This is a genomic window from Ligilactobacillus pobuzihii E100301 = KCTC 13174, from assembly GCF_000349725.1.
GTDB classification, from domain to species: domain Bacteria; phylum Bacillota; class Bacilli; order Lactobacillales; family Lactobacillaceae; genus Ligilactobacillus; species Ligilactobacillus pobuzihii.
In genome coordinates this window covers 25,715-37,558 of sequence record NZ_APCP01000066.1, presented here as the reverse complement: position 1 = coordinate 37,558, position 11,844 = coordinate 25,715, and the positions used below count along the sequence as shown (strand labels likewise).

Genomic DNA, 11,844 nt, shown 5'->3' with positions numbered 1-11,844 from the left:
CGGATAAAGCCGGTCGGCAGCAACCGCCACCATTTCGGCGGTCGCCCCCATCCGCCCGTCGTAACCGGCAGAGTTGGTCCAAACCAAATCACCGACCGCAAAGTTAGTCACGCCGGCCGCCACCCGCAGTACCGTGCCGACCAAATCACGGCCGACAACGTGCGGCGTGGCCAGTGCCGTTTGAAACGCCCCACTACGAACAAAGGTATCGACGTGGTCGACCGCCACGGCCTGCACCCGGACCAGTACCTGATTGGCCCGTAGTTGCGGTTCGTCAATTTCCCGCAATCGTAACGCTTCCGGCCCACCGAGTTGCTCGAAAGTCACTGCCTGCATCTAAAAAAACTCCTCTCATCATTTTAATTATATCTGTCCTTAATTTTAACGAAACTGGGCGAGAACGCAAAGGTGGCTCGGTTTTCCAAATCTTCTAATTATCGTCACTGAACCAATATTTCCAATCGGGTAGGAGATAGTTCACACTATCGACCTCCCACACCACCGTACGTACGGAACCGTATACGGCGGTTCAACAATTTAAGCTTTACTTTGTATTGACTGATACAACTGAGACATGTTTAATAGTCCCCGTTGTGTCAGTCTTTTATTGGTTATGGTCATCAACAGTGTTTTACTGTGAGCGTTACGCCAGTATCCTTTCCGCGTATTTGCGTAGGTTTTGGCTTGTTTGTGGCTCATCCCTAATTTGACCAGCGCTTTGAATCGGGTTCCAATATTCTTCCGCTGCTTCCAGATGTACTGACGGATGCGCGAACGCAACCAAGCATCTAGATTCCTTAAGAATGAAGACATTTTCCCAATGGAATAATACTGAACCCAGCCCTGCATTTTCTGTTTGATTTCTTTGAGAATTTTGTCTAGGCTAACGCCTCGATTCCTCCTAGTAATTCGTTTCAGTTCCTGCTTAACTCTTTGTTTTGACTTCTGATGTGGGCGCAAATAGGCTCCCTTGCGTCCCGCACCCAGCGAAAAACCTAGAAACTTCAGTCTTAGTGGAGAACCGACTTGCGTCTTTTCTGCATTCACTTCAACTTTGAGTTCCTTTTCTAAAAACTGGGTGATGCTTTTGAGAACCCGTTCACCCGCACGCTTACTTTTAACATAGATATTACAGTCATCCGCATAGCGTACAAATTTATGTCCTCTTCTGGTCAATTCTTTGTCCAGCTCGTTCAGATAAATATTTGCTAGTAATGGTGAAATATTGCCACCTTGCGGTGTACCTTTAGCGGACTTCTCGAAAAATCGACCATTCATAACACCACTCGTCAAGAACTTACGAATCAAATGCAAGACCCATGGCTCACTAATGTAATTTTCAACAAATTTAATTAGTAAATCATGGTTCACATTGTCAAAATATGACTTTAAATCAAGGTCGACCACGTAGTGATAACCCTGATTATAATAAGCAACCACCTTTTTCACAGCACTTTGTGCACTGCGGTGTGGGCGAAAACCATAACTATTATCTGAGAATACTTTTTCAAAAATAGGAGACAGTTGCTGTTGTAACGCCTGTTGAACCACACGGTCAACGACCGTTGGGATTCCTAACTGACGTTTCGAACCATCTGGCTTAGGAATCTCAACTCGTTTGACAGGTTGGGGTTCATAGCTTTCGGTTCGCAAGGCCTCGATTAGTTTTACGTTATTCTCTTTCAAGTATGGGCCAAGTTCCTCAACGGACATGCCGTCAATTCCTCCAGCCCCTTTATTACGCTTGACATGGACAAAGGCCCGATTTAAATTATTCCGGTCTAAGACCTTCTCACGTAATAAGCCATTTTGAGTTCTCTTTTCACCAGAAACAACGCTACGCGCTCCTGTTTGCTCTGACCCTTCCAGGGTTACCCTCCGCAGGTAGTCAGCTTTATTTTCTGTTTTCTGCGATTGTCGTATTGTTTCCACCTCCAGGATGAATCAAAATTATTGTTGTTCAGCCCTTCACCATTACTGGCTACTATGGCCTCGGCTGACTTCTGTCATGGACAACTCAACATTACTATTGAGCCTGTTCCTGCCAGAAATAACTTCCAGCTTGAGAGAACTACCATGACAGACCTCCCCGGGTAAGAGCAGTAGCTTTCGCATCAAACCGTTGGCTTTACTGTGACGGTTTCGAGTGGTCAGGGACTTCGATTTGTTAGGCAATCTCATCCCACCGTTTCCAGCCTTTTAGCCACTTCTTGTTCATCGATTCGATGTTTCGTCTAGGACTTCCTTCAGATTCTACCTCACGATAGACACCCTTGTCTTCGACTCGTGATACCGGCCACTACGGCTCACAGCGGACTTACACCGCCTAGTTACTGCCCATGCCGGGCGCACCCTAAAAATGGACTAAGTAGTTATTACAAGCTACTTAGTCCATTGGTCTTATCTTCGTTTTAATTAGTTTACCTTTGCTTGCCCTTAAGGTTTGCTTGCGGTATAATTAGCACGTAAACAAGATTACAATTTTTTCAAGCAATTTTAACTTGGCGGTGAAAATTGCTTGGACTAGGTAGCTGCAAGATAGCTACTTGTCAATACTGCAAAAATCCCAATCCCGAGTGGATTGGGATTTTTTGTTTATGAAAAAAGCATATCATTCTGCAAAGGTTAAGTAAATAGTTTTATGGATATGATTTATGTAAAGGTAGGTGCTACTATGAATGGGAAAACACTATTAAACTTCAACTTTAAAGGTGGCGTTGGTAAGACCACCTTGACTGTAATGGAAACCTATTTATTGGGTCAAGAGGGGAAAAAAGTACTACTTATAGATTTCGATCCCCAGGGAAATGCAACTGAAATTATGAAGGAGACTTATAAAGCCGATTTAAAGCCGGAACTTTCATTATATGAGGGCCTTCTTGGAGGGAATTTGTCTAAATCTATTGTGTCTGTTACAAACCAAATTGATATGATTCCTACAGATTGGACATTGTCTTTATGGATTGGTGCTGTAGAAAAAGTTAGTCGGGTTAAACGTAATATTCTATTACCACAAATGCTTTCAAAGTTAAAACAAAATTACGATTATATTTTTATTGACGTACCACCAACAATAAATGTCTTTACTAATAACGCAATCATGGCTTCAGATTTCATCTCAATTGTCTTACAAACTCAAAAGCAGTCATATACAAGTTCTTTAAAAACAGCTACGCATTTAGGTGAACTACGTGAACAATACAATGGAAGTTTTCAGTTAGTTGGTGCCATATTGTACTTAATGAAGCCACGTGCAAAAGTTGATACTGAAATTTCTGCACAAGCAAAAGACTTTTTTGGCGAAGGGGTCTTTTCAAACTCAATTAGAACTCAAGAACGGGTTAAAACGTTTGCTAATGAAGGAATACGGAATAAAGACCATTGGGATAAAAGAGCAATCCAAATGTACCAAATGGTTCTTAATGAACAAATACTTAGAATTCAACAGTTAGAGGAGTAATTTATCATGGCAGAAGATTTTTTAAACAAAGTTAGTAAAAAGGCATCTGAACAACTTAAAAATCTAAAAAGTCCATACCAATTCGAAACAGAAAGAACTAAAACCGTTCAACTTCGCATGAGCACATATAAAGAAGTTAAACGCATCGCTTTTGAGAATGACGAAAAAATTGTTGATGTCTTAGAAAAAATTATTCGTGAAGGCCTTGCCAAACGTAAATAAGATTGAGCTTAACTTATGTATTACTGATTGTGTGATTTATGATAAAAGATTAATCTTTTATCATAAATCACACAATCAGTAAACTTCACTGTACAAGGTATATTTAAAATAAATTTGATTTAAACATACGTGGTAGATCGCAAATTTAGAGGTCTAGAATTTTTGGTGTTGGAAAGTATTTCCATTCCAAAAGTACTAGGCCCTTTTTGATAGACGAATTTACAATTGAAGTGCAACAAGTAAGAAAATAAAAATAGACTCCTAGCCTGAGTCCTGTAGAATGAAGTCACCATAACAATCATCTAAAGGAGTTCTTAGGCTATGAGTCCATATACACATCTTACCTTAAAAGACCGCGAATGCATACTGTTAGGTGTAACTTTACACCATACTTACCAGGTTATTGCCGATCAAATCGGTTGTTCCAAAGCCACTGTGTCACGAGAAATTAAACGCAACGGCGGTCGGGGTGCCTATTCTGCCGTAAAAGCCCAGCAGAACTATCAACAGCGCCGATTAAAGAGTCGTCGCCTCAGGGTACTGGAGAATTTAAAGCTACGCGACTTTGTCCTTCACTGCATTCTTCAACGGCAATGGTCACCCGAGCAAATCGCCGGTCGTTTATCTTTAGAGAACAGTAATTGGCATATCAGCTACAACACGATTTATCGCGGAATTGAACGAAATAATTTAGGCGTTAAACGTAAAAGTCATGGGGCTCGAGGATTCGCTCGAAAGTTACGATATCGTGGGAAAACTCGTAAGGTTAAAGGAACTGTCAACGAACGACGTGGCCGTTTTAATAATGTCCCATCAGTCCATGAACGACCAGTCTCATGTGAGAATCGGACTCGTTTTGGCCATTGGGAAGGCGATACCGTTCGCGGCAAGATCGGGCGTTCGGGTTTAGTGTCACTGGTCGACCGTAAGTCACGATACCTTCTGTCTGAGCGTGTACCCAAAGTGAATGCCAAGAATGTGACCCAAGCGATGATCGACCTCCTGCATACAGTCACACCTAAACGCGTTCGTACGCTTACACCAGACCGAGGTACAGAGTTTGCGGGTTATCGTGAAGTCGGTAAAGAGCTTGGTATCTCAGTCTATTTTCCAGACCCGCACGCACCACAACAACGTGGGACCAACGAAAATACCAATGGTCTCATCCGAGAGTATTTTCCCAAAGGAACTGACCTTGATGAACTGACCGATCAAGATATCGCGAAGTTTGTCAGGGATTTAAATAATCGACCCCGTAAGGTCTTAGTCTGGAAGACACCGTCTGAAGTTTTCTTCGGTAAAAAGTTACACTTGATTTGACAATTCGTCGCGCAAAAAAGGACCAAAACAAAAGTTTTGCTTTGATCCCTATTTCAACGCTGATCACTAAAAGTTTTTAAATCAGCTTTTATTACAGATTTATATTAACGTTTTCCAATTTCATCTTCAGCGACCCATTTATGGTTGGTAACTTGCTTGCCACCATTTGTAGGCTGATAATTTACCATGTAAGCTGGTCCCTTTTGGACCTCAACTATCGTAGCAGAGCTATTTTTCATCCCCGCCATATGATCAGCTTTTAATGTTACCTTATCACCTTTTTTGTATTCTTTTCGATTACCCTCGATTTCATTAATAGTGACCCATTTATGATCTTTAACCATTTTTTTATCGGAAGTTGATTTGTAATCTACTGCGTATAACTTCGAGTCATAAGCATTTACGATCGTTGCATTGGCATCTTTCATACCTTTCATATGATCTGCCGTTAACTTAACTTTAGTACCGGCCTTATATTTTGGTTGCTCAGCTTTCTTTAAACCATGCACTTTTTTCGAACCTGTATGCTCGTGCATTTCTGTTTTCTCAGAAGAATGACTGTGCGTAGATGACCCTTCTTTTTGAGTAGAATTACTAGAACAGCCTGCCACCAAGAATAACATGGCAACTACTGCACACACATACCGTACTAACTTTTTCAACTTTCCCACTCCTTTTTGATAAAGTCTGTTTCTACCTTAACTATAACTAAGGAATAGCTAGTTGACAACAAATTACCCTCAGCAAATTGAGTATGCTCATTTATCTTAAAAAAGCGGCATATTCTGCCAATAAAAAAGCCTTCCCTTAGCACGAGAAAGCTTTTTACTGAATTACCAAATTTTATTTTTCTCTAAATTCGCCCTTGATCACTGAATCTCCATCATCGGAATGATCACCTTGAGTGGGATCAGTCATAACAAGCGCAGTCACTGCATATAAGATAGCCCCACCGATAATATTACCAGGAAATATGATCAAAAATGCACCGATGATCCGCACAATTGCCTTATCCCAACCAAAATATTCAGCAATACCGCCAAAAACACCACTCACTATTTTGTCAGACGATTTTGTTAATTTCTTGCAATCTGCCATATGAAAAAATTATAAAGCGTGACACTCGGCTTTGAATGATTTCAAAATTGATACCTTCTTTAGCTCAAAGGATTCTCTTTGAATTCCAAACTTCTTTCGGTAGTGAATAAAGGTAGACGTTGCGCTGTATAAGGCTCATCGAGTTAAAGAATGTGGAGAAATTTTGTGCTTTGTAAAAGATGGACAAGCTCATAAGAAATTAGCGCAGACTTTGTTTTACCCTCCTCGTCTGCGATCATTATGTACGTGGCGGCGTGCAATGAAGCAGCCTAATCAGTTAACTCAAATTTTGGAAAAAGCAGTTAAGCAACAGAAGACTGTGCACTTCTTATTTTTAACGCCGACGGTTGAGAATACAACTGATGCGCTTAGCATAAACAAAAAAGACCAGTAGAGGGTGCACTACATGGTCTTTTATTCTCTTCTGGGATTAATCGTCCACCTTTGCTACCAATTAGCTACCTCGTCTTAATGCAGAAGAAAATACCCGTTGTCATTATTACGGATAACAGTGACGTTGAGAGATTTGCTTTTTTTAGGCATAGAATCGCTCCTTTCGGTTTCTGTTAAGAGGACAGGAAGTACTGCCAATATGACGCTGCAAAAGATATCGGGAGTTGGCCAATGACGAGGGTGGGATTCGAACCCACATACCGTTCCTTTGTGCGCCCACAACATAATTATACATCTTACTCGATTTTAAGCTAAGTTTTTTGCACATCTATCGGCGTGAGTCGAAAACCTGTCGGCAAATAACCGAGCGTGCTGTTAGCCCATTTTTTGTTAATTATTTCATTTAATTTTGTATTTTTTACGATATCTAATAAAGGTAGTTCGTTTAATACCCGTATTTCGGGCCACATCAATGTCACTCATACCGGTTTGATAAAGTTTAAACGCATGTTGTAGGCGGGGATCATCTTGTGCATATTGAGGTTTGCGACCATGATATTTACCTTGCTGTTTGGCGAGGGCAATCCCTTGTTGCTGGCGCTCAATAATCCGCTTCCGTTCACTTTCGGCCTGATACTTATAGAGTTCAATAATCAAGTTGGTCATCAGTTGACGTAAATTTGGGTCAGCAATCCCTGTCATGGACGGCAAATTCAACACATCTAGGGTGGCACCTTTATTTTGAATGGTGTTCATGATCTTAGTTAAGTCCTGGTTGTTTCTGCCTAAGCGATCTAATTCAGTGACCAGGACAATATCACCTTCACGGATATAGGCCAGCATTTTTTTCAGTTCTGGCCGATTAGTGTTAGCCCCACTTAATTTATCCGTAAATAATTTATCAACGTCTTTTAAAGCCGCTAACTGTCGATCTAAATGTTGCTCCTTGGAACTCACACGCGCATAACCGATTTTAGCCATTTCCAATTCTCCTTTTGGACAGTTCTAATGAACACTTGTAATTCCTAGTATAGCACAGAAATAAAAACGGCCACTAGGGTATACCCTAGTGGCTAGATTGGTTTAGTCAAACAAAAATCTTAATTGGTTCCTTATAAGAGCATATAATTCCATCATCACAACTGTCCTGCTATAATTATGGTAAAGGTGGTGGATCTCGACATTGTTGCTGAATACGGCATTGATATTTCTAAACTGTATGACAAGATCAAAAATGTTATCGTTCGGGAAGTAAAGAATATGACCGAATTAGAAGTAATTGAGGTAAATGTGAATGTTGTTGATGTCAAGACAAAGGAGCAACATGAAAAAGATTCGACTTCTCTGCAAGATCGCGTGAGCGATGCCACAGACAAAACGAAGGAAGCCGTCAGTAAGGGCGCAAAGAAATCGAAGGAAACATTAGGTGACAGCGTTGATAAAGTAACGTCTGACAATAAATCTAGTCGTGTTAACTAAGGGGGTGAGTAAATATGGGACTTATATGGTCATTAATCGTCGGGGCAATCATTGGTGCCATTGCTGGCGCAATCACTAACCGTGGTGCTGCTATGGGCTGGATTGCAAACATCGTAGCTGGTTTAATCGGTGCGTGGATTGGCCAAGGGCTCCTTGGCACTTGGGGCCCTTCGTTAGCTGGCATGGCATTGATACCATCGATCATCGGGGCAATTATTTTAGTTCTGATTGTTTCATTAGTTGTTGGTCGAACCAGTAAAAAGTAAGGGGAATTTTATGGACGTCTTGAAAAGTGTATTTAAGTTTATGATCGCTTCTACGCTCATTGTAGGTGGTGTCCTCATCGGTGGCACCGTCTTTGCTGCTAAGAAAGTAGATGGCATTGGTGATACATTGCAACAAAAATTACATGGATAATTAGCCAAATTTATCTGTATTAGGCTTCTTAGAACGTAAATAATTGAGCAATTGAAGATCAGTTAATCAATATTTAAATTGGGGAGATAACCCTTTATAAATATAGATTGGAATTTTTTTAATAATTAATCAAAGCAGGCACTTTTTTACATAGGTGCTTGCTTTTATTTATCTATACATTATGACCTAGCAGTTAAAAACTGTTTTTACAGACATAAATATAGTATTCTTACTGAAGGTAGTATGAAATCATGGACACGATTTAGTATAATTCCATAATAGGAAGGATTGTGTTTTTATGACCAAGAAAAAGTACTCAGTAGATTTTAGAAAAATGATTGTCAAGCTGTACCAGGATGGCGCCCCGGTAGCTGATCTTACAGACGAATATGGTGTATCAAATGTAACTATTTACAAATGGATTAATCTATATAAAGAAGACAAAGGAAGTGGAATTTCCAAATCAGATGTTTTAGCGTTGCAAAAACGTTTGAAACAGCTAGAAAGTGAGAATGACATCTTAAAAAAAGCCTTAACCATATTCGCCAAAAAGTAAACCCAGATGACTGGCAGACAGCCGTTGATATTAATTTGAAGCACCATAGTATCAAAGAAACCTGTAAAGTACTCTCAGTTCCACGCTCAACTTACTATGAACATCAGCAGAATCATGTATCGCCACAAGCCAAGCGTCGTAAGACACTTAGCCAGTCGATTAAACGCATTTACTTTAATTCTAGACGTATCTACGGGGCACCTAAAATTCTAAAAGCGTTACAAAAAGAAGGTAAGACTGCCAGTATTAAGCTAGTTCAACGATTAATGCGCCAAATGGGGTTAAAATCAATCACGCGCAAGAAGTGGCATTATCAACAAACTAATGATATTGATGCGACTGATTATTCAAATATACTCGTGCAAGATTTTCGTACAACCAGTCCAAATCAAAAGTGGTGTGCAGACATAACTTATATTCACACCAAAGCCAATGGCTGGTGTTATTTATCAAGCATTCAGGATTTATATTCACGTAAAATCATTGCCCATAAAATCAGCCGTCATATGACTGCTGATCTTGTGATCAGCACTTTTCAACAAGCCTTTGAAACTAGAAAGACGACTAATAACTTAATTGTGCATACCGATCTGGGTAGCCAGTACCGCAGTGCTGGCTTTGAACAGATCTTAGCGCAACACCATATTCGCCATTCTTATAGCAAGCGTGGCTGTCCCTATGACAATTCATGTTTGGAATCATTTCACGCCAGTTTGAAAAAAGAAGAGGTTTACCAACACCATTATCAGGATTTTGAAGAAGCAAATGCTGCAATATTCAGCTACATTGAGAGCTTTTATAACAGTGCTCGAATTCACAGTAGCATTGATTATTTAACTCCAAATGAAAAGGAAAAATTAGTCGCTTAAATTATACATAAAATGTGTCCAGATTCTTGATCTAAATCCAGATCAGTAAAAACCATCTAGCTTATCTAACTGCTTGGGTAGCTTAATTTTTTTAAAATTAGAAGGGATCGTTTGTTTGACGTACGCAAAAATAAAAGCGGAGTAAAAAAACAGACACTTTTTTTACACAAACCATGGAATGAACTGACTACTTTCCGCTATTTTACAAATAAGGAAGCCTACGGCTTATTTCGATGCTAGTTATTTTCACAAAAAATGGTACAACGTAATTTATTCTAAAAGAAACTTATTTTAAAAGAATAACAGATGGCGGTTTTTCATTATCTTGAATATGAACAAGCTTATTCTGGGAAAGTCCGAATGCTGGGCTATTGAATAGAAACCAGTTAAGGCAGTGGTGTATAGGTTCTTTTTGGACGCTTAAAAAATGAACTGTTTTATATGGAGTATTCTGGAAGGATATTAGTATAGACCCAGTGAGCAGTGTTTTTGACGCTGAGTTGTTTAAATAGTACGTTTTTATTAGTAGAAATAAAACAAATAGGAGATGAAATAATGAAACAAGTACCAGAAACAAAAATCAAACTAACGGATGTAAAGGAGTTGATTAATAAAGGGTATAACCTTTTAGGTGAGCTTCGTGAAGAAGCAGATGCTCCAGTAGCAAAAGCAGAATTTCTGACAGAAGAAATTACAACCGTTTATGGAGAAGAAGCAGCGCGTAAATTTTATAATCCTGAAAACTTCAAGCGGGAAGGGTCTATGCCAAAAGGAGTATTGAAAACTTTATTTGGTGAAGACGGCGTACAGACGATAGATGGAAAGAAACACCATCAACGTAAAAATTATTTCATGGATTTGATGACTCCAGAACGTATGGAAGACTATAGAGCTATTCTAGATCAAAATCTTGCAACCGAACTCGATCAGCAACATGGCACTTTTGAGTTATTCGACCTTTCTAAAAGAGTTCTCTTTAACTCTATTTGTGAATGGGCTGGAATTAATCTAGCACAGTATGATCCGAAAGAAATCGATAAGCTTGCTAGTAATCAAATATCCATGATTAGCGGAGCCATCACTTCTCCAACGGACCACTTGAAAGGAGTAAAAGACCGTAACGAATCAGAGGGATGGGCTCAATCATTAATTAAAGAAGCTCGCAAAAATCCTGTACCAGGCAAAGAAAATCTTGCCCTCTATACATTCGCACAAGCAGAAGACCTAGAAGGAGAGTTATTACCAGTAGAGGTTGCAGCAGTTGAATTGCTAAACATCATTCGTCCTACTGTAGCACTGACGGTTTGGATGGCCTTAATGGGGCATGCGCTTTTCAGTAAAACGAACTTGTATGACCAATTAAAAGAAGACTTTGATACCCTACAAGATTCCTTTATTCAAGAAATGCGTCGCTACTATCCATTCTTTCCTATGTTACCAGCAATCGCTCTTCGTGATGTAGAAATTGATGGTTACGAAATACCAAAAGATAGCTGGGTTGTCTTAGATATTTATGGTACAAACCATGACGCTCGTACGATTGATCATCCAGAAAAATTTGATATCAAAAGATATATTGGAAAAACAAAAGAAATTTCTTATGAAGAAGAATACGAAATGATTGCGCAAGGTGGAGGAGAATTTAGAAATATGCACCGTTGTGCAGGAGAATGGATTACTCTTCACAGTATGCGTGTCTTTTCTGACCAATTAGTAAATAAATATAACTTTAGTATTCCCGAACAAGACTGGACCGTTCCAATGAACCAATTTCCTACGTATCCAAATAGTAAAGCATTGTTGTTTAAAGAATGATTTAAAAATAAAAGTTTGGTAGAGAGCTCCCGATAAAATGATACCCATGTCAAGGACACAATAAAACAAGAGATTAAGCTGCTTGAAGATGCCTCCTATATTGAATAGGGGTCATCTTTTTTAAATTCCATTGATAACGGTAATTGTTAGAGTAACGTAAGCGCCTAATAGAAAGGTACCTAGAAAATGAAAAAGGACACCTCTTTTTGGGTCTA

At 39.6% G+C, this 11,844-nt stretch carries 14 protein-coding genes and 1 pseudogene; 10 read left to right on the top strand and 5 right to left on the bottom strand.

Annotated features, from left to right (window positions below):
• The coding region (locus LACPOB_RS0100975) for an alcohol dehydrogenase catalytic domain-containing protein (protein ID WP_017866974.1) at nt 1-336 on the bottom strand (336 nt) is incomplete at its 3' end.
• A gap of 201 nt (nt 337-537) precedes the next feature.
• On the bottom strand, nt 538-1,923 hold the full coding sequence (gene ltrA / locus LACPOB_RS0100970) for a group II intron reverse transcriptase/maturase (protein WP_026142688.1): 1,386 nt from the start codon (nt 1,921-1,923) through the stop codon (nt 538-540).
• 751 nt (nt 1,924-2,674) lie between these two features.
• Here ltrA and LACPOB_RS0100965 point away from each other — a divergent pair.
• The 3 genes from LACPOB_RS0100965 (at nt 2,675) to LACPOB_RS0100955 (ending at nt 5,002) form a co-directional block, all read left to right on the top strand.
• The gene (locus tag LACPOB_RS0100965) at nt 2,675-3,460 is read left to right on the top strand and encodes a ParA family protein (RefSeq protein ID WP_017866972.1); all 786 of its coding nucleotides are present in this window, start codon (nt 2,675-2,677) and stop codon (nt 3,458-3,460) included.
• A 6-nt stretch (nt 3,461-3,466) separates the two neighbouring features.
• Nucleotides 3,467-3,682, top strand: a complete 216-nt coding sequence (locus LACPOB_RS0100960) for a hypothetical protein (protein WP_003649837.1) — start codon at nt 3,467-3,469, stop codon at nt 3,680-3,682.
• A 321-nt stretch (nt 3,683-4,003) separates the two neighbouring features.
• Nucleotides 4,004-5,002: an IS30 family transposase gene (locus tag LACPOB_RS0100955; RefSeq protein ID WP_017866971.1), complete on the top strand. Its 999-nt coding sequence runs from the start codon at nt 4,004-4,006 to the stop codon at nt 5,000-5,002.
• 104 nt (nt 5,003-5,106) lie between these two features.
• Here the strand turns inward: LACPOB_RS0100955 and LACPOB_RS0100950 are convergent, their stop codons facing one another.
• Both LACPOB_RS0100950 and LACPOB_RS0100945 read right to left on the bottom strand, forming a co-directional pair.
• On the bottom strand, nt 5,107-5,664 hold the full coding sequence (locus LACPOB_RS0100950) for a YdhK family protein (RefSeq protein ID WP_017866970.1): 558 nt from the start codon (nt 5,662-5,664) through the stop codon (nt 5,107-5,109).
• A 181-nt stretch (nt 5,665-5,845) separates the two neighbouring features.
• Complete coding sequence (locus LACPOB_RS0100945; RefSeq protein WP_026142687.1) at nt 5,846-6,100, bottom strand: PspC domain-containing protein; 255 nt, start codon at nt 6,098-6,100, stop codon at nt 5,846-5,848.
• 163 nt (nt 6,101-6,263) lie between these two features.
• Here LACPOB_RS0100945 and LACPOB_RS13260 point away from each other — a divergent pair, with 163 nt between their 5' ends.
• The gene (locus LACPOB_RS13260; RefSeq protein WP_225426376.1) at nt 6,264-6,494 is read left to right on the top strand and encodes a protein rep; all 231 of its coding nucleotides are present in this window, start codon (nt 6,264-6,266) and stop codon (nt 6,492-6,494) included.
• A 398-nt stretch (nt 6,495-6,892) separates the two neighbouring features.
• Here LACPOB_RS13260 and LACPOB_RS0100935 read toward each other — a convergent pair whose 3' ends face one another.
• Nucleotides 6,893-7,474, bottom strand: coding sequence for a recombinase family protein (locus LACPOB_RS0100935; RefSeq protein ID WP_017866967.1), 582 nt, complete (start codon nt 7,472-7,474; stop codon nt 6,893-6,895).
• 189 nt (nt 7,475-7,663) lie between these two features.
• Between LACPOB_RS0100935 and LACPOB_RS11480 the strand changes: the two are divergent.
• From LACPOB_RS11480 to LACPOB_RS0100905, 6 genes and pseudogenes are all read left to right on the top strand, one after another.
• Nucleotides 7,664-7,972: pseudogene (locus LACPOB_RS11480) on the top strand (Asp23/Gls24 family envelope stress response protein); the annotation flags it as partial.
• 14 nt (nt 7,973-7,986) lie between these two features.
• The gene (locus LACPOB_RS0100925) at nt 7,987-8,238 is read left to right on the top strand and encodes a GlsB/YeaQ/YmgE family stress response membrane protein (RefSeq protein ID WP_003680323.1); all 252 of its coding nucleotides are present in this window, start codon (nt 7,987-7,989) and stop codon (nt 8,236-8,238) included.
• A gap of 10 nt (nt 8,239-8,248) precedes the next feature.
• On the top strand, nt 8,249-8,389 hold the full coding sequence (locus LACPOB_RS12800; protein ID WP_017866965.1) for a hypothetical protein: 141 nt from the start codon (nt 8,249-8,251) through the stop codon (nt 8,387-8,389).
• Nucleotides 8,390-8,687: 298 nt separating this feature from the next.
• Entirely contained in the window at nt 8,688-8,945 is a 258-nt protein-coding gene (locus tag LACPOB_RS0100915) for a transposase (protein ID WP_017866964.1), read from the top strand.
• Nucleotides 8,930-9,814, top strand: a complete 885-nt coding sequence (locus tag LACPOB_RS0100910; RefSeq protein ID WP_146983700.1) for an IS3 family transposase — start codon at nt 8,930-8,932, stop codon at nt 9,812-9,814. The genes LACPOB_RS0100915 and LACPOB_RS0100910 overlap by 16 nt, the downstream gene beginning before the upstream one ends.
• A 555-nt stretch (nt 9,815-10,369) precedes the next feature.
• Entirely contained in the window at nt 10,370-11,629 is a 1,260-nt protein-coding gene (locus LACPOB_RS0100905) for a cytochrome P450 (RefSeq protein WP_017866962.1), read from the top strand.
• Nucleotides 11,630-11,844 lie beyond the last annotated feature (215 nt).